Here is a 22,060-nt window from a genome sequence, read left to right on the forward strand (position 1 = left end):
AACGTACCCCTCGATGATGAATACTCGGTCTTCTCGACATCCGGACGGTCGCGGGTTGGAGGGGTCGGTCCGTTGAACAGCACCCCGGCGCGGAACGCGCCGAGCAGCAGCGGTCATGCTGTCGTGCCCGGGCAGGCCGGTTCACCGCACCTGCCCGTACCGGCGGACCCGCCCGGAGCCGCCCCCGCGGTCGGCGGGCACCACCTGGTGGCCGCCGACCGCCCGTGGGGCGCCGGCGGCCCCGGGTCGATCTACGACTACATGCGGGTCGCCACCTTCACGATCGGCCCCGACGGCCGGATCAGCCAGTGGAGCGAGCGCGCCGCCGAGTTCTTCGGCGTCCCCGCCCCCGACGCCGTCGGCGCCGACCCGATCACCACCTTCGTCCCCCGCGAACTCTGGCAGCGCGGTCGCGCCCGGCTGGAACGCACCCTGGCCGGCGAGGAGTGGGTCGGCACCACCCCCTACCGGGACGCCGCCGGCGGCGAGGGCCTCGCCGAGCTCTACCTGATGCCCGACAGCGCCCTGCCCGCCGCCGGTGCCACCTGCCTGGCCGTCGACCTCGGCCGGCTGCGCCGGGTCGAGACCGACCTCGCCGCCTCCGAGGCCGTCTTCGGGCAGACGCCCACCGGCTTCATCCTGTTCGACGACCGGCTGCGCCTCCAGCGGGTCAACGACGCCTTCGCCTCCGGCATGGGCCTGGCCCCCACCGACCTCGAAGGCCTCACTCCGCACGACCTCTTCCCGCCGTCCGAGGCCGACCGCCTCACCGCCGCCCTGCGCAAGGTCCTCGCCACCGGCGAGCCCGTCTTCGACCTGCGCTTCCACGGCGCCGTCCCCACCCGCGAGGGCAACCGGCTCTGGGCCGTCTCGCTGTACCGCCTCAACGGCGCGGCCGGACAGCCGATCGGCCTCGCGGGGCAGGTCTCCGACGTCACCAGCCGGCACGTCGCCGAGCGCGAGGCCGACGGCGTCCGCCGCAACCTCGCCCTGCTCAACGAGGCCAGCGCGCACATCGGCTCCACCCTCGACCTGGAGACCACCGCCAAGGAACTGCTCGACGTCGTCGTCCCGCCGTTCTGCGACCTCGCCACCGTCGACCTGTACACCGCGCTGCTCTCCGGCGAGACCGTGCCCAGCGCCGGCCGGCTCGGGGACACCGTGCTCACCGACGGCAGCGGCGAACTGCGCCGGGTCGCCGTCTCCAGCGTCATCGGCGGCGCCTCCTCGGTGCTCGGCTCGGTCACCGGCCTGCCCATCGCCGAAGCCGGCGGCACCCTCTGTTACCCGCGCCGCTCCCCGCACGCCCGGGCGCTGCGCACCGGCCGCAGTGTCATCCCCGAGCCCGGGCCCGACCCGCTGCTGCGCTCCACCCTGATCGTCCCGCTGGTCGCCCGCGACCAGGTGCTCGGCCTCGTCCAGCTCTCCCGCGCGATCGGCAGCGAGCCCTTCGACGCCCGCGACGTCGCCATCGCCGAGGAACTCGTCGCCCGCGCCGCCGTCTGCATCGACAACGCCCGGCTCTACCGCCGCGAGCACGAGCGCGCCCTGATCCTCCAGCGCAGCCTGCTGCCCCCGGGCAACCCGGCCGCCAGCGGCCTGGAGATCGCCTGCCGCTACCTGCCCAGCAACAACAACACCGAGGTCGGCGGCGACTGGTTCGACGTCATCCCGCTGCCCGGCAACCGCACCGCCCTGGTCATCGGCGACGTGATGGGCCGCGGCCTGCGCGCCGCCGTCGCCATGGGCCAGCTGCGCACCGCCGTCCGCACCCTCGCCATGCTCGACCTGGAGCCCGGCGAGGTGCTCACCGCCCTCGACGAGATCGCCCGCGGCCTCGGCGGCGACACCGTGCCGGCCGGCCCGCCCACCCCGTACGGCCGGCTCACCTCAGCCGCCGACGAGGAGGCCCGCGAGGTCTACCTGGCCACCTGCGTCTACGCGGTCTACGACGCCGTCACCCGGCGCTGCTGGATCGCCAACGCCGGCCACCTGCCGCCCGTCCTGCTCAGCCCCGGCGAACCCGCCCGGATGCTCGACGTCCCGCCCGGCCTGCCGCTCGGCGTCGGCGGCGAGCCCTTCGAGGAGGTCGAGCTGACCCTCCCGGACGGCGCCATCCTCGGCCTCTACACCGACGGCCTGGTGGAGAGCCGCAAGCACCAGCTGGACGAGGGCCTGCGGGCCTTCCGCACCGCGCTGTCCGCCGAGGGCAAGAGCCTCGAAGACCTCTGCGACCACGTCCTCGGCGAGCTCAACCGGCACCACGGCGAGGACGACATCGCCCTGCTGATGGCCGAGGTGCACGCCTTCCCCGAGGACGCCGTCGGCAACTGGTTCCTGCCGCCCGAGCCCACCTCCGTCGCCAAGGCCCGCGAGCTGGCCTGCAGCTGGCTGCTGGCCCGCGGCCAGGAGGAGCTCGTCGACACCACCGAGCTGCTGGTCAGCGAACTGGTCACCAATGCGCTCAAGCACGGCCGGGGTGAGATCCGGCTGCGGCTGCTGCGCGATCGCGGCCTGGTCTGCGAGGTCTGGGACGACGGTTACGCCCAGCCCCGGCAGCGGCGCGCCCAGGAGACCGACGAGGGCGGGCGCGGCCTGCAACTGGTCAGCCTGCTGGCCGAACGCTGGGGCAGCCGGCGGACGCCCAAGGGCAAGATCGTCTGGTTCGAACTGGCGCTGTAGGGCGGCTGGCGGCCGGTCGGCGGTTCGGCCGTTCGGGTGCAGTCGGCGGGCGGTTCGCCGTGTCGGCCCGGGCCCGGCGTCCGGGCGGCGTTCCATGGCCGCCATGCGCGTCCGCCAGCTCACCACCGCAGCCGCCGCGCTGCTGCTCGCCGCCGGCCTCGGCGGCTGCTCCGACGGCCCGGCTCCGGCCCGTACCCCCGACCCCGCGCCGGCCTCGGCCGACCCCACCGCCGGCACCGGGGACGTCCGACCCGCCGACCGCACCGCCGTCCGGGGCGGTGGCAGGCTGCGCTGGGCCGTCGACGGCGTCCCGGCCACGCTCAACGTCTACCAGGGCGAAGCGACCGCCGACTCGGCGCTGCTCGCGCACGCCCTCTACCCCTCGCTGTTCCGGCCGGACGGGCACGGTCGGCTCGTCGCCGACCCGGACTACCTGACCGGCGCCGAGTCCACCCCGCCCGGGAAGCAGCCGCAGGTCGTCACCTACCGGCTCAACCCGCACGCGGTCTGGAGCGACGGCACCCCGCTCACGGCCGCCGACCTGATCTCCCAGCGGGCCGCCCTCTCCGGCCTCGACCCGGCCTACCGGGGCGGCCGCCCGGCCGGGTACGACGCCATCGACTCGATCGCCCAGGGCGCCGACCAGCACGAGGTCCGGGTGACCTTCCGGCGTCCGTACGCCGAATGGCGCTCGCTGTTCGGCCCGCTCTACCCGGCGGCCGAGACGGCCACCCCGGCCGCGTTCAACCGGGCGCTGACCGGCGGCGACCACCTGAGCGCCGGGCCGTACACCGTCTCCGGGTACGACGCCGAGGGCGGGCGGGTCGCCCTCGCCCGCAATCCGCGGTGGTGGGGGGACCCGCCGAAGACCGACCGGATCGACTTCCTCGCCACGCCGCCCGAGGGCCGGCTGGACGCGCTCGACCAGGACCGGCTGGACATCGCCCCGCTCACCGCGGCGGTGGACCGGGCGGTGCCCGCGCCCGCCTCCGCCACGCCGACCGACCCCGCCACGCCGACCGACCCCGCCACGCCGACCGACCCCGCCACGCCGAGCGCCTCCGCCACGCCGACCGCCCCTGCCACACCGACCGCCGCCGCGGCGCCCCCGGCCGCCGCGCCCGAGGCCGCGGCGCTGGCCCTGCGGCGGGCCGAGGCACTGCCCGGCGTCATCGTGCACCGGGCCGTCGGCGCCTGGCTCACCCAGCTCACCCTCAATGCCGCCCACGGACCGCTCGCCGATCCGGCCCTGCGGCTCGCCCTCTCCCGGGCCGTCGACCGGCGGCGGATCGCCGACGCCGCGCTCACCCCGCTCGGCCTGCCCGGCGCCACGCTGGGCAGTCACCTGCTCGCCGGCGACCAGGACGGCTACCGCGACAACAGCGCGGTCGTCGGCCCGGCCGACGCCGCCCGGCTGTTCGACGAGGCGGGCTGGACGCGGCCCGACACCGGCGGCACCCGGACCAAGGACGACAAGGAGCTCTCCCTCACCCTGCTCGTCCCGGCCGGTTCCGCGACCGCCAAGCGCACCGCCGACGCGCTCACCGCAGACCTCGCCGAGTCCGGTGTCGAGGTGAAGGCCGTGACCGCGTCCGCCGACACCTTCGTCCAGGAGCAGCTGGCCGCCGGGGAGTACGACCTCGCCCTGTTCTCCTGGCCCGCCGGTGCCAGCCCGGCGAGCGAGCAGCGGCCCGTCTACGCCAAGCCCCGGCCCGATGCCGACGGCGCCCTCGACTCCGGCAGCAACTACGCCCGCAGCGGCACCGAGGAGATCGACCGGCTCTTCGACCGTGCCTCCGCCGAGCTCGACCGGGCCGCCCGGCTCCGCCTGCTCCAGGAGGCGGACGTGCGGATCTGGCAGCTCGGGCACTCGGTGCCGCTCTACCAGCGGCCCGAGCTGGCCGGCGTCCGGGCGGGCGTCGCGGGCGCCGGGGTCTGGGGGTACGGCTGGCCGCGCTTCCAGGACGTGGGGTGGAGCGGTTGAGCCCGTTCCCGGGGCCCGCCGGAACCGGGCGGAGAGGGAACACCGGGTGACGATCGGGTGACCTGCCTGTGATCTTGATCCCGCCCGACCTGCCCGTTTCTGCTCACCTGGACGCTTCCCCGTACGATAGGAGGAAGCCGGGGCATGTCCGTTGCCACGGCGGGTGGACCGGTAGTAGCAGGCGGAACGGGCGGCGGCGATCCAGAGGGATCGCTGGTCGGCGTCTCGCGGCCGGGCGCCGTAACCCACGATTCCAGGAGAATCCGCTAGGCATGCCCACGCGCAACGACATCCGCAACGTCGCTATCGTCGCCCACGTCGACCACGGCAAGACCACTCTGGTCGACGCCATGCTGAAGCAGGCCGGCGCCTTCGCCGCCCACCAGCACCTGGACGACCGGATGATGGACTCCAACGACCTGGAGCGCGAGAAGGGCATCACCATTCTCGCGAAGAACACCGCCGTCAAGTACCACCCGAAGGATGGTGGCGCTCCGATCACCATCAACATCATCGACACCCCGGGCCACGCCGACTTCGGTGGCGAGGTCGAGCGCGGTCTGTCGATGGTGGACGCGGTCGTCCTTCTGGTCGACGCCTCCGAGGGGCCGCTGCCGCAGACCCGCTTCGTGCTCCGCAAGGCGCTCACCGCCCGTCTGCCCGTCATCCTCTGCATCAACAAGACGGACCGCCCGGACTCCCGGATCGACGAGGTCATCAACGAGACCTACGACCTGTTCCTGGACCTGGACGCGGACGAGGACCAGATCGAGTTCCCGATCGTCTACGCCTGTGCCCGTGACGGCGTCGCCTCGCTGACCAAGCCGGAGAACGGCACCGTCCCGGCCGACAGCACCAGCCTGGAGCCGTTCTTCTCCACGCTGCTGGCGCACGTCCCGGCTCCGACGTACGAGGAGGACGCGCCGCTCCAGGCCCACGTCACCAACCTCGACGCCGACAACTTCCTCGGCCGCATCGCGCTGCTGCGCGTCGAGCAGGGCGAGCTGCGCAAGGGCCAGACCGTGGCCTGGATCAAGCGCGACGGCACCATGTCCAACGTCCGCATCTCCGAGCTGCTGATGACCGAGGCACTCACCCGCAAGCCGGCCGAGGTGGCGGGCCCGGGTGACATCTGCGCCGTCGCCGGCATCTCCGAGATCATGATCGGCGAGACCCTGGCCGACCCGGAGAACCCGATCGCGCTGCCGCTGATCACGGTGGACGAGCCGGCCATCTCGATGACCATCGGCACCAACACCTCGCCGCTGGTCGGCCGGGGCGGCAGCGGCAAGGGCGCGGACGCGAAGTCCGGCGCCAAGGTGGACCGCAAGGTCACCGCCCGCCAGGTGAAGGACCGCCTGGACCGCGAGCTGATCGGTAACGTCTCGCTGCGCGTCCTGGACACCGAGCGCCCGGACGCCTGGGAGGTGCAGGGCCGTGGTGAGCTGGCGCTGGCCATCCTGATCGAGACCATGCGCCGCGAGGGCTTCGAGCTGACCGTCGGCAAGCCGCAGGTCGTCACCAAGCAGGTCAACGGCAAGACCCACGAGCCGGTCGAGCGCCTCACGGTGGACGTGCCGGAGGAGCACATGGGCGCGGTCACGCAGCTCATGGGCGTTCGCAAGGGCCGGATGGACAACATGTCCAACCACGGTTCGGGCTGGGTCCGGATGGAGTTCGTCGTCCCGTCCCGCGGTCTGATCGGCTTCCGGACCGAGTTCCTCACCGGCACCCGCGGCACCGGCATCGCGCACTCGATCCACGAGGGCCACGAGCCGTGGTTCGGCACCCTGTCCACCCGCAACAACGGCTCGCTGGTCGCTGACCGGGCCGGTGTGGTCACCGCCTTCGCGATGACCAACCTGCAGGAGCGCGGCGTGCTCTTCTGCGAGCCGGGCACCGAGGTGTACGAGGGCATGATCGTCGGCGAGAACTCGCGCGCCGACGACATGGACGTGAACATCACCAAGGAGAAGAAGCTCACCAACATGCGTTCCGCGAACGCGGACGTTGCGGAGTCGATCGTCCCGCCGCGCAAGCTCTCGCTGGAGCAGTCGCTGGAGTTCTGCCGCGAGGACGAGTGCGTCGAGGTGACCCCGGAGACGGTTCGCATCCGTAAGGTCGTCCTGGACCAGAAGGACCGCGGCCGCACCGCCTCGCGCGCCAAGAAGGCGTGATCCGGACGGCTTGACCGGCCTTTGGCCGAAATGCTTCGCCCCCCTTTCCCATGGAGAGGGGGGCGAACTTTTTCAACTACTCCAAGTTGTCGACGCGGGTATTAACGGAATAGCGCTCATCACGCGAAGGTGTCCGCTGAGCGAACGTGACAGTTCGTCATTCATGACGACTGTCCGTTTGGTGCCTGTCTGGCTATGTCTCTTATGTCCGGTTTTCGAAACTTACCGACTGTTCATGTGACCTAATTGAGATCGTCACTGGTCACTTTCGTGTCCGTGCGTGACGGATAGTGGGTGCAGTCAGGCTCGGGTCAAGGGTGACGCGCAGGGGTGCGCGCCGAAACCACGAGCGCGGACGGCACGGCGGGCCCGGTAACACCCGGCCGCAGTGCCCTCCTCGTTGCAACGTCGAATTCAGGAGGCACACCGATGCGTGGTGGGAGCCAGGCCAAGTGGGTTGTCGCAGCTGTTGCGGTCGCCCTCGCCGCGACTGCTTGTAGCAGTGGCGGTTCCACCGGTGGGAGCAGCTCCGATGGCGCTGCGGTCGACCCCCAGGGCCAGTACAGCTACCAGAGCGGCGAGCCGCAGCGCCCGCTGCAGCCGGCCAACGCCATGGAGAACCAGGGCGGCCGCATCGTCAAGCAGCTCTTCCAGGGCCTCGTCGACTACGACCCCGCCACTGGCGCCCTGCGTAACCAGGTGGCCGACAAGATCGAGACCACTGACGCCAAGAACTACACCGTCACGCTGAAGTCCGGCTGGACCTTCCACGACGGCACCCCGGTGACCGCCAAGTCCTTCGTGGACTCCTGGAACTGGTCCGCCAACACCAAGAACAACCAGATCAACTCGGACTGGTTCTCCGACATCGTCGGCTACGACGCCGTTCACCCGGAGAAGGGTGACCCGACCGCTGACACCATGTCCGGTCTGAAGGTCGTCGACGACACGCACTTCACCATCGAGCTGACCAGCCCGGTCTCGTACTTCACGTACAAGCTCGGCTACTCGGCCTTCTACCCGCTGCCGGCCGGCTTCTTCTCCGACCCGGCGGGCTACGGCCAGAAGCCGGTCGGCAACGGCCCGTACAAGTTCGTGTCGTGGGAGCACAACAAGGCCATCACCCTGGCCGCCTACGACAAGTACGCGGGCGTCAACAAGCCGAAGAACGGCGGCATCGTCTTCCGGAACTACACCTCCGGTGAGGCCGCGTACAAGGACCTGATGTCGGACACCCTCGACGTCCTGGACCAGGTCGACTCGACCGACCTGCCCAAGTACAAGGACGACCTGGGCAAGCGCGCGGTCGACCAGCCGCAGGGCGCCATCCAGAACATCTCCTTCGCGCTGTACAACGCGGACTGGAACGCTCCGGAGAAGGCCAAGGTCCGCCAGGGCCTGTCGATGGCCATCGACCGTGACACCATCACCAAGACCGTGCTGAACGGCACGCGCCAGCCCGCCGACGCGTTCGTGGCGCCCGGCGTCATGGGCTTCAAGGCCGGCAGCTGCGGCGAGGCCTGCAAGTACGACCCGGTGAAGGCCAAGCAGCTGATCGCCGAGGGCAACGGCGTCCCCGGCAACAAGATCACCATCCTGTACAACTCCGACGGCGGTCACAAGGAGTGGGTCGACGCGGTCTGCAACTCGATCCGCCAGGCCACCGGCGTCGAGTGCCTCGGCGACCCGAAGCCGGACTTCAAGACCTCGCGCGACATCGTGACCAAGCGTCAGGTGTCGAGCATGATGCGTACCGGCTGGGTGCAGGACTACCCGCTGAACGCCAACTTCCTGCGTGACGTCTACGGCACGGGTGCCGCCGCGAACGACGCCGGCTACTCCAGCCCGGAGTTCGACAAGCTCGCCAAGGAGGCCGACGCGGCCACCACGGTCGAGAAGACCGCGGAGCTCTACCAGCAGGCCGAGGCCGTCCTGGCCAAGGACATGCCGGCCATCCCGCTCTGGTACTACAAGACCAGCTCCGGCTGGTCCAACAAGGTCCAGAACGTGAAGTTCGACTCCTTCGGCAACCCGGTCTACACCGACGTCGAGGTCAAGAAGAAGTAATCGGTCGGCACCGCCTGACCCGGTGACAACGGCCGGTGCCCGTCCCATCCCCACAAGGGCGGGGACCGGCACCGGCCGTTGGCACGCCGACTTATCTCTGACCGGGATGACGGGCCCGGCAGAGTCATACATGGAGGCACGATGGGGCGCTTTGTCGCGAGGCGACTGCTCCAGATGATCCCGGTCTTCTTCGGAACGACCTTGCTCATCTTTATGATGGTGCACGCGCTGCCCGGTGACCCGGTGGCAGCGATGTGGGGCGACAAGGCGCCGGACCCGGCCCAGGTTGCCGCCCTGAGGCACCAGATGGGTTTCGACAAGTCGATGGTCCAGCAGTACCTCGACTACATGGGGAACCTGCTGACCGGTGACTTCGGAACCACCCTGGCCGGGCGGCCGGTGGCCGACGTGATCACCGAGGCGCTGCCGGTCACGGTCCGACTGGCGCTGCTGGCCTTCGCCATCGAGATCGTGCTGGGTGTCGCCGTCGGCCTGTTCGCCGGTCTGCGCCGCGGCAAGGCGTTCGACAAGGGCGCCCTGGTCGTGACCCTGCTGCTGATCTCGATCCCGGTCCCGGTGCTCGGCTTCCTGTTCCAGACGATCTTCGCGGACGATCTGAAGTGGGTCACGCCGACCGTCCAGGACTCCAACGACATCACCCAGCTGCTGCTGCCGGCCATCGTGCTCGGCTCGCTGTCGCTGGCGTACGTGGCACGTCTCACCCGTACCTCCATAGCCGAGAACATCAAGGCGGACTACGTCCGCACCGCGGTGGCCAAGGGCCTGCCGCGGCGCAAGGTGATCGGCACCCACCTGCTCCGCAACTCGATGATCCCGGTGGTCACCTTCCTCGGCACCGACCTCGGCGCCCTGATGGGCGGCGCGATCGTCACCGAGGGCATCTTCAACGTCAAGGGTGTCGGCAACGCCCTCTTCCACGCGATCAACCTGAAGGAGGGCTCGACGGTCTCCGGCTTCGTGGCCTTCCTGGTGCTCGTGTACCTGGCCGCCGGCCTGATCGTCGACCTGCTTTACGCGGTCCTGGACCCGAGGATCCGGTATGCCTGACCTGACCGAGAAGAAGACCGCCGGGGAGATCCCGGCCCAGCGCGTCGCCGACGCCCCGGCGGCCAAGCCGGAGAAGCCCCGCAGCCTCGGCTCCGACGCCTGGCACGACCTGCGCCGCAAGCCGATCTTCGTGATCTCCGCGTTGCTGATCCTGCTGCTGATCGTCATCGCGATCGCCCCCGGGCTGTTCACCTCGGTGGACCCGCGCGCCGGCGACCTGCGTGCGCACTACCTGACGAAGCCGAACTACAGCCACCTCTTCCAGGCGGACTGGTTCGGCTACGACCTCCAGGGCCGCAGCATCTACGCCCGGGTGATCTACGGCGCCCGCGCCTCGGTCGTCGTCGGCATCTGCGTCACCGCGGGTGTGACCATCCTCGGCGGCATCACCGGCATGCTGGCCGGCTACTTCGGCGGCTGGGTCGACACGATCATCTCCCGGGTCACCGACATCTTCTTCGGCATCCCGCTGCTGCTCGGCGCCCTGGTGATCCTCAACGCCTTCACCTCGCGCACGATCTGGAGCGTGGTGTTCGCGCTGGTCGCCCTGGGCTGGACCCAGATGACCCGCGTCATGCGCGGTTCGGTCATCACGATCAAGCAGTCCGACTTCGTGACGGCGGCCAAGGCGCTCGGCGCCGGCACCACCCGGATCCTGTGGAAGCACATCCTGCCGAACGCGGTCGCCCCGGTGATCGTGGTCGCCACCATCGCGCTCGGCGGCTACATCGCCACCGAGGCGACGCTGAGCTTCCTCGGCATCGGTCTGCAGGACCCGACCATCTCCTGGGGCATCGACATCAACACCGCCCAGAAGGTGATCCGGACCGCCCCGTTCGCCCTGTTCTTCCCGGCCGGAATGCTGAGCCTCACGGTTCTGGCCTTCATCATGCTCGGCGACGCGGTGCGCGACGCCCTCGACCCGAAGCTCCGCTGAGAGAAGAGGTGACGACCCGATGACCACCGTGATCGAGAACAACCAGAAGAGCGGCCGACTCGAAGTTGGCACCCCGCTGCTGGAGGTCAAGGACCTCCACGTGGAGTTCCACACCCGGGACGGCATCGCGAAGGCCGTGAACGGCGTCAACTACTCCGTCGCGGCCGGCGAGACGCTCGCCGTGCTCGGCGAGTCCGGCTCCGGCAAGTCCGTGACCGCCCAGACCATCATGGGCATCCTGGACATGCCGCCCGGCAAGGTGACGCAGGGCGAGATCCTGTACCGCGGCCAGGACATGCTCAAGATGGGCAACGAGGAGCGGCGCAAGATCCGCGGCCAGAAGATCGCGATGATCTTCCAGGACGCACTGTCCTCGCTCAACCCCGTGCTCAGCGTGGGCTACCAGCTCGGCGAGATGTTCCGGGTGCACCAGGGCGCCTCCAAGAAGGACGCCAAGGAGAAGGCCATCGAGCTGATGGACCGGGTGCGCATCCCGGCCGCCAGGCAGCGCGTCGGCGACTACCCGCACCAGTTCTCCGGCGGCATGCGCCAGCGCATCATGATCGCCATGGCGCTCTCCATGCAGCCCGACCTGATCATCGCGGACGAGCCCACCACCGCCCTGGACGTCACCGTCCAGGCCCAGGTGATGGACCTGCTCGCCGAGCTTCAGGCCGAGTACAACATGGGCCTGATCCTGATCACCCACGACCTCGGCGTGGTCGCCGACGTCGCGGACAAGATCGCCGTGATGTACGCCGGGCGGATCGTCGAGACCGCCCCGGTGCACGACCTGTACGCCAACCCGGCGCACCCGTACACCAAGGGCCTGCTCCGTTCCATTCCGCGCCTGGACCAGAAGGGCCAGGAGCTGTACGCGATCAAGGGCCTGCCCCCGAACCTGCTGAAGGTCCCGGCCGGCTGCGCGTTCAACCCCCGCTGTGACGTCGCCACCGACCTGTGCCGCACGGAGATCCCGGAGCTGCACCACGTGGCCGACAAGGACGGCAAGGAGCTCACCGGCCGCCGCAGCGCGTGCCACCTCTGGAAGGAGACCCTCCATGGCTGAGCCCATCCTGGAGGTCAAGGACCTGGTCAAGCACTACCCGCTGAGCCAGGGCATCCTCTTCAAGAAGCAGGTCGGCGCGGTCAAGGCGGTCGACGGCATCTCCTTCGAGCTGGCGAAGGGCGAGACGCTCGGCATCGTCGGCGAGTCCGGCTGTGGCAAGTCCACGCTGGCCAAGGTGCTGATGAACCTGGAGCGGGCCACCTCCGGCCAGGTGCTGTTCAAGGGCGAGGACATCTCCACGCTGTCCGGGGCGGCCCTGAAGGCCGTCCGGCGCAACATCCAGATGGTGTTCCAGGACCCGTACACCTCGCTGAACCCGCGCATGACGGTCGGCGACATCATCGGGGAGCCGTTCGAGATCCACCCCGAGGTGGCGCCGAAGGGCGACCGCCGCAAGGCCGTTCAGGACCTGCTGGACGTCGTGGGTCTGAACCCGGAGTACATCAACCGGTACCCGCACCAGTTCTCCGGCGGCCAGCGCCAGCGCATCGGCATCGCCCGCGGTCTCGCGCTCAAGCCCGAGATCATCATCTGTGACGAGCCGGTCTCCGCCCTGGACGTGTCCGTCCAGGCGCAGGTGATCAACCTGCTGGAGAAGCTGCAGGGCGACTTCGGCCTGTCGTACATGTTCATCGCGCACGACCTCTCCATCGTCCGGCACATCTCCGACCGGGTCGGCGTGATGTACCTCGGCAAGATGGTCGAGATCGGCACCGACGAGCAGATCTACGAGAACGCCACCCACCCGTACACCCAGGCGCTGCTCTCCGCGGTGCCGGTGCCGGACCCGACGGCGCGTGAGAACCGCGAGCGGATCATCCTGACCGGCGACATCCCCTCGCCGGCCAACCCGCCGTCAGGCTGCCGCTTCCGCACCCGCTGCTGGAAGGCGGAGGACCGCTGCTCCGAGGAGATCCCGCTGCTCGCGGTGCCCTCGGTGCTGAAGGGCCCGGCCGCGCACGAGTCGGCCTGTCACTTCGCCGAGGTCCGGGAGTCGGCCGCCGCCTGATTCCCCGTGGCATCCCCGGAAGGGCCCGTGGCTTCGTGCCGCGGGCCCTTCCGTCGTTCCGTCAACTCGCAGGGCGGTCAGCGCACCCATCCGGGTGCACCCGACTCGCGCCGTCGGCGGGGGGCGCTTCTCATGGGGTGTGATGCGACACACACCATGAGGAGGGACCTCCATGCCCGTAGCCGCCCGTGCTCGTTGGGTCCTCGCCGCTGCGACGTCCGTGGTCCTGGTGGCCACCGGGTGCAGCGGCGGCGGAGGCAGCAGCAGCAGTTCGTCGGACAGCAGCAAGACCTTCAGCTACCAGAGCAGTGAGCCGCAGAACCCGCTGCAGCCGGCCAACGCGAACGAGGTCGGCGGTGGTCGCATCATCCAGAACCTCTTCAAGGGGCTGGTCGACTACGACCCCGACACCGCCAAGATCCGGATGCAGGTCGCCGACAAGATCGACACCAGTGACTCGCAGACCTTCAACATCACGCTGAAGGACGGCTGGAAGTTCCACGACGGCACGCCGGTGCACGCCAAGAACTTCGTGGACTCCTGGAACTGGAGCGCCACCACCAGCAACAACCAGATCAACAGCTCCTGGTTCTCCGACATCGAGGGCTACAAGGACGTCCACCCCGGCAGCGGCCGGGCGACCGCGACCAAGATGTCCGGCCTGACCGTCGTCGACGACCTGCACTTCACCGTCAAGCTCGTCAACAAGGTCTCGTACTTCGAGTACAAGCTCGGCTACATCGCCTTCTCGCCGCTGCCGGACGCCTTCTTCAACGACCCGACCGGGTACGGGCAGAAGCCGGTGGGCAACGGTCCCTACCAGTTCGTCAGCTGGACGCACAACACCGAGGTCGTCACCAAGGCCTTCCCGGACTACCAGGGCGTCGACAAGCCGAAGAACGGTGGCATCGTCTTCAAGATGTACACCACGTCCGAGGCCGCCTACGCCGACCTCCAGTCCAGCAACCTGGACGTGATGGACCAGGTGCCGCCGTCCGCGCTGGCGACGTACAAGAGCGACCTCGGCGACCGGGCGATCGACGCCCCGCAGGGCGCCATCCAGAACATCGGCTTCACCCTCTACCAGGCCGACTGGGCCGCCCCGGACAAGGCCAAGGTGCGCCAGGGCCTGTCCATGGCGATCGACCGCGACACCATCACCAAGACGGTGCTGCAGGGCTCCCGCAAGCCGGCCACCGCCTGGGTGGCCGAGGGCGTCGAGGGCTACAAGGACGGCGCCTGCGGCGAGTTCTGCACGTTCGACCCCGCCAAGGCCAAGCAGCTGATCGGCGACGGCGGCGGCGTCCCCGGCAACAAGCTGCTCATCACCTACAACTCCGACGGCGGCCACAAGGAGTGGGTCGACGCGGTCTGCAACTCGATCCGGCAGAGCACCGGCGTCGAGTGCCTCGGAGACCCGAAGCCCGACTTCAAGACCGCGCGCGCCGCGATCACCGGGCACCAGGTCAACGGCGCCTTCCGCACCGGCTGGGTGCAGGACTACCCGCTGAACGCCAACTTCCTGTCCGACGTGTACCGCACCGGTGCCGCGTCCAACGACTTCGGCTACAGCAGCCCGCAGTTCGACGATGCGGCCACCAAGGCCGACGAGGCCGCCAGCGTCGCCGACACGGTGACCGGCTACCAGCAGGCCGAGGCGGTGCTGCCGAGCGGGATGCCGGCCATCCCGCTCTGGTACTACCGCACCAACTCGGGCTACTCGACCAAGGTGCAGAACGTGAAGTTCGACTCCTTCGGCAACCCGGCCTGGACCCAGGTCGAGGTCAAGGGCTGATCCCCCGACCCCTCGCGCCGGCCCCGCCCTCCCCGCACGGAGGGCGGGGCCCGGCCCTCCCGGCCGACCGTCCCCGGCCGGTCGGGCAACCCGGGCACGTCTAGGAAGGAGGCTCGGATGGGCAGTTACGTGCTGCGGCGGGTGCTGCAGATGATCCCGGTGTTCTTTGGCACCACGCTGCTGATCTTCCTGATGGTCTACACGTTGCCGGGCGACCCGGTGACGGCGCTGTTCGGCGAGAAGGCCGCCGACCCGGCCATCGTGGCCAGCATCAAGCACAAGTACTTCCTGGACCAGCCGGTCTGGAAGCAGTACCTGCACTACATGGGGAACCTCTTCCAGGGGGACTTCGGGACGAGCTTCACCGGCCGCTCCGTCTCCGACATCATGGCGACCGCCTTCCCCGTCACCATCCGGCTCGCGCTGATGGCCTTCGTCTTCGAAGTGGTCCTCGGCCTCGTCCTGGGCATGGCCTCCGGCCTGCGGCGCGGCAGCATCCAGGACACCCTGGTGCTGATCCTCACCCTGGTGGTGATCTCGATCCCGGTCTTCGTGCTGGCCTACATCGCGCAGACGATCTTCGCCACCAACCTCGGCTGGGTCACTCCGACGGTGCAGGACTCCACGGACCTCTCCCAGCTGATCCTGCCCGCGATCGTGCTGGGCTCGCTCTCGCTCGCGTACGTCGCCCGGCTCACCCGGACGTCCATCGGCGAGAACCTGCGGGCCGACTACATCCGCACGGCGGTCGCCAAGGGGCTGCCCCGGCGGACCATCATCTCCCGCCACCTGCTGCGCAACTCGCTGATCCCGGTGGTCACCTTCCTCGGCACCGACCTCGGCGCCCTGATGGGCGGGGCGATCGTCACCGAGGGCATCTTCAACGTGCAGGGCGTCGGCAACGTCCTGTACCGGGCGATCAACCAGAAGGAAGGCCCCACCGTGGTCGGCATCGTGACCGTCCTGGTGATCGTCTACCTGGTCGCCAGCCTGCTCGTCGACCTGCTCTACGCGGTCCTGGACCCGAGGATCCGCTATGCCTGACGTCCACGACGAGAACTCGTACGAGCCGCGCCCCAAGCCCGGGGTCTCGCACCTCGACTACGCGGGGGAGCAGGGCATGGCGGTCGAGCAGGAGACCCTGGTCGAGGCCGACCCGGCCAAGCGGGAGGAGGCCCGCAGCCTCTGGGGCGACGCCTGGCGGGACCTGCGCCGGCGGCCGATCTTCCTGATCTCGGCCGTGCTGATCCTGCTGCTGGTCGTCATGGCGATCTTCCCGTGGGCGTTCACCGACGCCGACCCGCGCAAGGCCGACCTGGTGCACAACTACCTCAGACGGCCGGACTGGGCCGACTTCTTCGGCGCCGGCTGGTTCGGCTACGACGGGCAGGGCCGGTCGATCTACGCCCGGGTGGTGTACGGCGCCCGCGCCTCGATCACCGTCGGCATCTGCGTGACCCTGGCGGTCACCGTGCTCGGCGGACTGGCCGGCATGGTCGCCGGCTACTTCGGCGGCGCCGTCGACGCGGTGATCTCCCGGATCGTCGACATCTTCTTCGGCATCCCGCTGCTGCTCGGCGCCCTGGTGCTGCTGAACGCCTTCACCACCCGCACGGTGTGGAGCGTGGTCATCGCCCTGGCCTTCCTCGGCTGGACCCAGATCGCCCGCGTCATGCGCGGCGCGGTGCTGACCGTCAAGCAGTCCGACTACGTGGTGGCCGGCCGGGCGCTCGGCGCCGGGACGGGGCGGCTGATGTTCCGGCACATCCTGCCGAACGCGATCGCCCCCGTGATCGTGGTCGCCACCATCGCGCTCGGCGGCTACATCGCCACCGAGGCGACGCTGAGCTTCCTCGGCATCGGCCTGCAGGACCCGACCATCTCCTGGGGCATCGACATCTCCTCCGCCCAGAAGGTGATCCGGACGGCGCCGTTCGCGCTGTTCTTCCCGGCCGCGGCGCTCTCCGTCACCGTGCTGGCCTTCATCATGCTGGGCGACGCGGTGCGCGACGCCCTCGACCCGAAGCTTCGCTGAGCGAGGGGAGCGCAACGTGAGTACAGCCGTGGACGCCACCAGGTCCAAGCGGGACGCGTCGTACGAGGGCCCGCTGCTCGACGTCCGCGACCTGCACGTCGAGTTCGTCACCCGGGACGGCGTGGTCAAGGCCGTCAACGGGGTCAACTACAGCGTCCGGGCGGGGGAGACGCTCGCGGTGCTGGGCGAGTCGGGCTCGGGCAAGTCGGTGACCGCACAGGCCGTCATGGGCATCCTGGACATGCCGCCGGCCCGGATCCCGCGCGGCGAGATCCGCTTCCGCGGTCGGGACATGCTCAAGATGGGCAACGAGGAGCGGCGCAAGATCCGCGGCCGGAAGATCGCGATGATCTTCCAGGACGCGCTGTCCTCGCTCAACCCGGTGCTGACGGTGGGCTTCCAACTCGGCGAGATGTTCCGCGCCCACCAGGGGGCGTCCCGCAAGGACGCCAAGGCCAAGGCCGTCGAACTGATGGACCGGGTGCGCATCCCGGCGGCCAAGCAGCGGGTGAACGACTACCCGCACCAGTTCTCCGGCGGCATGCGCCAGCGCATCATGATCGCCATGGCGCTGGCCCTGGAGCCGGACCTGATCATCGCGGACGAGCCCACCACCGCGCTGGACGTCACCGTCCAGGCCCAGGTGATGGACCTGCTCGCGGAGCTCCAGGCGGAGTTCCGGATGGGCCTGATCCTGATCACCCACGACCTCGGGGTGGTCGCCGACGTCGCGGACAAGATCGCCGTGATGTACGCCGGGCGGATCGTCGAGACCGCCCCGGTGCACGACCTGTACGCGCGCCCCGCGCACCCGTACACCCGCGGCCTGCTCGACTCCATCCCGCGGCTGGACCAGAAGGGCCAGGAGCTCTACGCCATCAAGGGCCTACCGCCCAACCTGCTGCGGATCCCGCAGGGCTGCGCCTTCAACCCGCGCTGCCCGCGGGCGCAGGACCGCTGCCGGGCCGAGGTGCCGGAGCTGTACCCGGTCGCCGAGGACGACGGCGCCCCGACGGCCGGGCGGGGCAGTGCCTGCTTCTTCTGGAAGGAGACCCTCCATGACCGCTAACGGGTCCAGCGCACTGGGTGCTGCGGTGCCGGGGGAGGCCGCCTTCGCCCAGGAGGTGCCGCGCGGCGAGCCGATCCTCGAAGTCCGGGACCTGGTGAAGCACTTCCCGCTGACCAAGGGCGTGCTGTTCAGGAAGCAGGTCGGCGCGGTGAAGGCGGTCGACGGGGTTTCCTTCGACCTCAGGCAGGGCGAGACGCTGGGCGTCGTCGGCGAATCCGGCTGCGGGAAGTCCACGCTGGCCAAGGTGCTGATGAACCTGGAGCCGGCCACCGGGGGATCGGTCCGCTACAAGGGCGAGGAGATCTCCCGGCTGTCCGGGGCGGCCCTGAAGGCCGTCCGGCGCAACATCCAGATGGTGTTCCAGGACCCGTACACCTCGCTGAACCCGCGCATGACGGTCGGCGACATTATCGGGGAGCCGTTCGAGATCCACCCCGAGGTGGCGCCGAAGGGCGACCGCCGCAAGGCCGTTCAGGACCTGCTGGACGTGGTCGGGCTCAACCCCGAGTACATCAACCGCTATCCGCACCAGTTCTCCGGCGGGCAGCGCCAACGCATCGGCATCGCGCGGGGGTTGGCGCTCAAGCCGGAGATCATCATTTGTGACGAGCCGGTCTCCGCGCTGGACGTGTCGGTGCAGGCGCAGGTGATCAATCTGCTGGAGAAGCTGCAGGGCGAGTTCAACCTCTCGTACGTGTTCATCGCGCACGACCTCTCCATCGTCCGGCACATCTCCGACCGGGTCGGCGTGATGTACCTCGGCAAGATGGTCGAGATCGGCACCGACGAGCAGATCTACGAGAACGCCACCCACCCGTACACCCAGGCGCTGCTCTCCGCCGTCCCCGTGCCGGACCCGACGGCCCGGGAGTCGCGGGACCGGATCGTGCTCACCGGGGACGTGCCCTCGCCGGCCAACCCGCCGTCGGGCTGCCGCTTCCGCACCCGCTGCTGGAAGGCGCAGGACCGCTGCACGGCCGAGATCCCGCTGCTCGCCGCGCCGTCCTGGCTGGGCGGGGCGGCCCGGCACGACTCGGCGTGTCACTTCGCGGCGGAGCGCGAGATTGGGCGGAGTGCGGCGGAGCGCGAGATTGGGCGGAGCGCGGCGGAGCGCGAGATTGGGCAGAGCGCTGCGGAGCGCGAGACCGGGCCGGGTGGCACCGGGTTCACCGAGCCCGGCTAGCGGCCCGCGAGACCCAGGGCGCGCCCCCACGCCAGGGGGCGCGCCCTTTCTCGTGATGGAAAAGAGACGTACCGCGGAATTCCCCAAGTGGGGTCGGGTCGTTGATAGTTGCTCTGCGCGTATAGGTGGTCGCTGCTGCGCTGGGGGAGGCTGCTCGGATGGGCATGGTGGAGGTGATCGGCGGCGGTCGGGAGAACCTGGTGCCCGGGACCCCGCTGCTGGAGGTCGACGACCTGCACGTCGAGTTCCGTACCCGGGACGGCGTGGCCAGGGCCGTCAACGGGGTGAGCTACTCGGTGTCGGCCGGGGAGACGCTGGCGGTGCTGGGCGAGTCCGGTTCGGGCAAGTCGGTGACCGCGCAGGCGATCATGGGCATCCTGGACACGCCGCCCGGGCGGATCACCGGCGGGCGGATCCTCTACCGAGGCGAGGACCTGCTGACCATGGGCTCCCGGGCCCGGCGGTTCGTCCGGGGCCAGAAGATCGCGATGATCTTCCAGGACGCGCTGTCCTCGCTCAACCCGGTGCTCAGCGTGGGCTACCAGCTCGGCGAGATGTTCCGGGTGCACCAGGGCGCCAGTCGCAAGGAGGCCAAGGAGAAGGCCGTCGAGCTGATGGACCGGGTGCGCATCCCGGCGGCCAGACAGCGCGTCGGCGACTACCCGCACCAGTTCTCCGGCGGCATGCGCCAGCGCATCATGATCGCCATGGCGCTCTCCCTGGAGCCGGACCTGATCATCGCGGACGAGCCCACCACCGCGCTGGACGTCACCGTCCAGGCCCAGGTGATGGACCTGCTGGCCGAGTTGCAGCACGAGTTCCAGATGGGGCTGATCCTGATCACCCACGACCTCGGCGTGGTCGCCGACACCGCGGACACGATCGCGGTGATGTACGCCGGGCGGATCGTCGAGACGGCCCCGGTGCGCGAACTGTACGCGCGCCCCGCACACCCGTACACCCGGGGCCTGCTCGACTCGATCCCCCGGCTGGACCAGAAGGGGCAGAACCTCCACGCCATCAAGGGCCTGCCGCCCAGCCTCCTGCAGATCCCGCAGGGCTGCGCGTTCAGCCCCCGCTGCGACCGCGTGCAGGACCGCTGCCTGAGCGAACTCCCGCCGCTGGTGCCGGTGGTGGATGCCGACGGCGCCGAGCTGCCGGGCCGGCGCAGCGCCTGCCACTTCTGGCGGGAGACCCTGCACGGCTGAGGACGCCGGACCGTCGCCGCCTACCGCTCGAAGCCGACGTTCTCCCAGACGATGTCCGACAGCCCCTGGGCGCCGATGTTGGCGAGGTTGGCGCGGGCGCCGTACAACTGTGGGCGCTGGTAGAGCGGCAGCACGCCGGCCACCTTCCACAGCTCGCCGTCGGCCTGGTTGATCGCCTCGGAGGCGGTGGCCGCGTCGGGTGCGGCGGCGGCCCGGTCGAGGGCGGCGTCCACCGCCGGGCTGCCCGCGCCGACGTGGTTGGTGCCGCCGTTCTGGACGAAGTCGGCGCGGTTGCCGCTGGCCGGGAAGGGCGTGCCGAGCAGCGAGTAGGCGGTGATGTCGAAGTCGCCGCGGTTGACGTACTTGTCGAAGAACTCGTTGGCGGCGGAGGTGACCGTGGTGACCTTGATGCCGACGTCCTTGAGCGTCCTGGTGGCGCTGTCGGCCTCGCTCTGCGCCTGGGTGACGCCGGCCGGGATGACCATCCGCAGGTTCAGCTCGCGGCCGTTGCGCTTCCGGACGTCGCCGTCGAGCCGCCAGCCGGCCGCGTCCAGCTTGCGGGCGGCCTCGGCGGGGTCGTAGCGGCTGAGGCCGAGGGAGTTGTCCCGGTAGGCGTTCTGGTTGGCGACCAGCAGGTGGTTGTTGAGCGGGGCGGCGGGCCAGTCCAGGCCGTTCAGGTCGGAGCGGATGACGGCGTCCCGGTTGATGGCCTGGAAGACGGCCTGGCGGACGGTCGCGTCGCTGAGCGCCGGGGTGCGGGCGTTGAGGGTGAGCTGGCGGAAGTCGGGCCCGCCGGCCCGGCGGACGGCGGCGCCCTTGGTGCTCCTGATGGTCTGGTAGCCGGCCACGTCCGGGCCGTTGTTGAAGAGGTCGATCTCGCCCTTGGCGAAGGAGGCGGCCATGGCGTTGGGCAGCATGGCGTGGAAGACGATCCGGTCCAGCATCGGCTTGTCGCCCCACCAGGCGGGGTCGGCGACCAGGGTGACGGTCTGGGCGGCGCGGTCCAGCCGTTCGACCTTGAACGGGCCTGCGGTGACCGGGATCGCGTCCAGGTAGGCGGAGTTGAACAGCTCAGGGGTGGCGAGCCGGCTCGCGGGCAGCAGCGGGGCGTTGGCGGCGCCGTTGAACATCGACTGCCACTCGGAGAACGGCCGGTCGAAGGTCATCACCGCCTGGAAGTCGTCCTTGCCCCGCTCGACCGAGGAGACCTGCTCGAAGCCGGTGTTGCTGGCGGGCCGGTAGGCCGGGTCGTTCCCGTTCAGCGCACGCCAGTTGGCTTCGAGGTCGCGCCAGGTGATCGGGGTGCCGTCGGACCAGTGGGCCTTCGGGTTGAGCGTCCAGACGACCACCTGCCGGCCGTCCCGCAGCTCCGCGTGGGCGTCCTGCAGGTAGGCCGGGTTGACGGTCTGGGTGCCGGCCGCGTCGGAGCGGAAGAAGGTCGGCAGCAGCGGCTTGGTGACGCTGATCGTCGAGGACTCGCCGCCGTCGGTCTGGATCGGCGACCACTGGCGGGAGAACTGGGCGATCGCCAGGTGCAGGGTGCCGCCCTGGCGCAGTCGGGAGCGGTCGCGCGGGTTGACGTCGATCGAGGTGAGCTTGGGGGCCCCGGTGGCGGACGGCCCGTCCGCCGCGGCGCCGCCCCGGCCGGAGGCGCACGAACAGAGCGTCAGCGAGAGCGACAGGGCGGTGAGACCGGCGAGCAGGGCCGTCCGGTACTGGAGGCGGCGGCTCATCGGCGTGCTCCCCGAGGTGGCTGTGGCGGAAGGTGTGGCGTCAC

15 protein-coding genes are annotated in these 22,060 nt (G+C 70.1%); 14 read left to right on the top strand and 1 reads right to left on the bottom strand.

Annotated elements, in window-relative coordinates:
• The first annotated feature begins 261 nt into the window (after nucleotides 1-261).
• From ACIPLC_RS21430 to ACIPLC_RS21495, 14 genes are all read left to right on the top strand, one after another.
• The gene (locus ACIPLC_RS21430; RefSeq protein WP_400474659.1) at nucleotides 262-2,682 is read left to right on the top strand and encodes a SpoIIE family protein phosphatase; all 2,421 of its coding nucleotides are present in this window, start codon (nucleotides 262-264) and stop codon (nucleotides 2,680-2,682) included.
• 103 nt (nucleotides 2,683-2,785) lie between these two features.
• Complete coding sequence (locus ACIPLC_RS21435; protein WP_400474586.1) at nucleotides 2,786-4,666, top strand: ABC transporter family substrate-binding protein; 1,881 nt, start codon at nucleotides 2,786-2,788, stop codon at nucleotides 4,664-4,666.
• 272 nt (nucleotides 4,667-4,938) lie between these two features.
• Nucleotides 4,939-6,843 (top strand): translational GTPase TypA, encoded by a 1,905-nt coding sequence (typA, locus tag ACIPLC_RS21440; protein ID WP_400474587.1) that lies wholly within the window; start codon nucleotides 4,939-4,941, stop codon nucleotides 6,841-6,843.
• A 429-nt stretch (nucleotides 6,844-7,272) separates the two neighbouring features.
• Complete coding sequence (locus tag ACIPLC_RS21445) at nucleotides 7,273-8,910, top strand: ABC transporter substrate-binding protein (protein WP_400474588.1); 1,638 nt, start codon at nucleotides 7,273-7,275, stop codon at nucleotides 8,908-8,910.
• Between the two features lie 141 nt (nucleotides 8,911-9,051).
• Nucleotides 9,052-9,978: an ABC transporter permease gene (locus ACIPLC_RS21450; protein WP_400474589.1), complete on the top strand. Its 927-nt coding sequence runs from the start codon at nucleotides 9,052-9,054 to the stop codon at nucleotides 9,976-9,978.
• Nucleotides 9,971-10,915, top strand: coding sequence for an ABC transporter permease (locus ACIPLC_RS21455; protein WP_400474590.1), 945 nt, complete (start codon nucleotides 9,971-9,973; stop codon nucleotides 10,913-10,915). Before ACIPLC_RS21450 ends, ACIPLC_RS21455 begins: the two co-directional genes overlap by 8 nt.
• A gap of 19 nt (nucleotides 10,916-10,934) precedes the next feature.
• A complete protein-coding gene (locus tag ACIPLC_RS21460; protein ID WP_400474591.1) occupies nucleotides 10,935-11,984 on the top strand; it encodes an ABC transporter ATP-binding protein in 1,050 nt (349 codons plus the stop codon).
• The gene (locus tag ACIPLC_RS21465) at nucleotides 11,977-12,993 is read left to right on the top strand and encodes an ABC transporter ATP-binding protein (RefSeq protein ID WP_400474592.1); all 1,017 of its coding nucleotides are present in this window, start codon (nucleotides 11,977-11,979) and stop codon (nucleotides 12,991-12,993) included. Before ACIPLC_RS21460 ends, ACIPLC_RS21465 begins: the two co-directional genes overlap by 8 nt.
• Before the next feature lie 172 nt (nucleotides 12,994-13,165).
• The gene (locus ACIPLC_RS21470; protein ID WP_400474593.1) at nucleotides 13,166-14,788 is read left to right on the top strand and encodes an ABC transporter substrate-binding protein; all 1,623 of its coding nucleotides are present in this window, start codon (nucleotides 13,166-13,168) and stop codon (nucleotides 14,786-14,788) included.
• A 117-nt stretch (nucleotides 14,789-14,905) separates the two neighbouring features.
• Complete coding sequence (locus ACIPLC_RS21475; protein ID WP_400474594.1) at nucleotides 14,906-15,832, top strand: ABC transporter permease; 927 nt, start codon at nucleotides 14,906-14,908, stop codon at nucleotides 15,830-15,832.
• 76 nt (nucleotides 15,833-15,908) lie between these two features.
• Nucleotides 15,909-16,823: an ABC transporter permease gene (locus ACIPLC_RS21480; RefSeq protein ID WP_400474660.1), complete on the top strand. Its 915-nt coding sequence runs from the start codon at nucleotides 15,909-15,911 to the stop codon at nucleotides 16,821-16,823.
• Nucleotides 16,824-16,839: 16 nt separating this feature from the next.
• Entirely contained in the window at nucleotides 16,840-17,892 is a 1,053-nt protein-coding gene (locus ACIPLC_RS21485) for an ABC transporter ATP-binding protein (protein ID WP_400474595.1), read from the top strand.
• The gene (locus tag ACIPLC_RS21490) at nucleotides 17,882-19,075 is read left to right on the top strand and encodes an ABC transporter ATP-binding protein (RefSeq protein ID WP_400474596.1); all 1,194 of its coding nucleotides are present in this window, start codon (nucleotides 17,882-17,884) and stop codon (nucleotides 19,073-19,075) included. Before ACIPLC_RS21485 ends, ACIPLC_RS21490 begins: the two co-directional genes overlap by 11 nt.
• Before the next feature lie 158 nt (nucleotides 19,076-19,233).
• Nucleotides 19,234-20,283 carry an ABC transporter ATP-binding protein gene (locus ACIPLC_RS21495; RefSeq protein ID WP_400474597.1) on the top strand — a complete coding sequence of 350 codons (1,050 nt, stop codon included), beginning with the start codon at nucleotides 19,234-19,236 and terminating at the stop codon, nucleotides 20,281-20,283.
• A gap of 20 nt (nucleotides 20,284-20,303) precedes the next feature.
• On the opposite strand, the gene ACIPLC_RS21500 is transcribed toward ACIPLC_RS21495, so the two are convergent.
• Nucleotides 20,304-22,016 carry an ABC transporter family substrate-binding protein gene (locus ACIPLC_RS21500; protein WP_400474598.1) on the bottom strand — a complete coding sequence of 571 codons (1,713 nt, stop codon included), beginning with the start codon at nucleotides 22,014-22,016 and terminating at the stop codon, nucleotides 20,304-20,306.
• Between the last annotated feature and the right edge of the window lie 44 nt (nucleotides 22,017-22,060).

Origin of the sequence: Kitasatospora sp. NPDC086801 (assembly GCF_044745805.1) — a bacterium.
Lineage (GTDB): Bacteria > Actinomycetota > Actinomycetes > Streptomycetales > Streptomycetaceae > Kitasatospora.

What these genes read in the sequence shown, in the direction of transcription:
- ACIPLC_RS21445 (WP_400474588.1), top strand. Translation starts at nt 7,273, where the DNA reads ATGCGTGGTGGGAGCCAGGCCAAGTGGGTTGTCGCAGCTGTTGCGGTC.
- ACIPLC_RS21430 (WP_400474659.1), top strand. Translation starts at nt 262, where the DNA reads ATGCGGGTCGCCACCTTCACGATCGGCCCCGACGGCCGGATCAGCCAG.
- ACIPLC_RS21450 (WP_400474589.1), top strand. Translation starts at nt 9,052, where the DNA reads ATGGGGCGCTTTGTCGCGAGGCGACTGCTCCAGATGATCCCGGTCTTC.
- ACIPLC_RS21480 (WP_400474660.1), top strand. Translation starts at nt 15,909, where the DNA reads ATGGCGGTCGAGCAGGAGACCCTGGTCGAGGCCGACCCGGCCAAGCGG.
- ACIPLC_RS21435 (WP_400474586.1), top strand. Translation starts at nt 2,786, where the DNA reads ATGCGCGTCCGCCAGCTCACCACCGCAGCCGCCGCGCTGCTGCTCGCC.
- ACIPLC_RS21460 (WP_400474591.1), top strand. Translation starts at nt 10,935, where the DNA reads ATGACCACCGTGATCGAGAACAACCAGAAGAGCGGCCGACTCGAAGTT.
- ACIPLC_RS21475 (WP_400474594.1), top strand. Translation starts at nt 14,906, where the DNA reads ATGGGCAGTTACGTGCTGCGGCGGGTGCTGCAGATGATCCCGGTGTTC.
- ACIPLC_RS21495 (WP_400474597.1), top strand. Translation starts at nt 19,234, where the DNA reads ATGGGCATGGTGGAGGTGATCGGCGGCGGTCGGGAGAACCTGGTGCCC.
- ACIPLC_RS21470 (WP_400474593.1), top strand. Translation starts at nt 13,166, where the DNA reads ATGCCCGTAGCCGCCCGTGCTCGTTGGGTCCTCGCCGCTGCGACGTCC.
- ACIPLC_RS21465 (WP_400474592.1), top strand. Translation starts at nt 11,977, where the DNA reads ATGGCTGAGCCCATCCTGGAGGTCAAGGACCTGGTCAAGCACTACCCG.
- ACIPLC_RS21490 (WP_400474596.1), top strand. Translation starts at nt 17,882, where the DNA reads ATGACCGCTAACGGGTCCAGCGCACTGGGTGCTGCGGTGCCGGGGGAG.
- ACIPLC_RS21455 (WP_400474590.1), top strand. Translation starts at nt 9,971, where the DNA reads ATGCCTGACCTGACCGAGAAGAAGACCGCCGGGGAGATCCCGGCCCAG.
- typA (WP_400474587.1), top strand. Translation starts at nt 4,939, where the DNA reads ATGCCCACGCGCAACGACATCCGCAACGTCGCTATCGTCGCCCACGTC.
- ACIPLC_RS21500 (WP_400474598.1), bottom strand. Translation starts at nt 22,016, where the DNA reads ATGAGCCGCCGCCTCCAGTACCGGACGGCCCTGCTCGCCGGTCTCACC.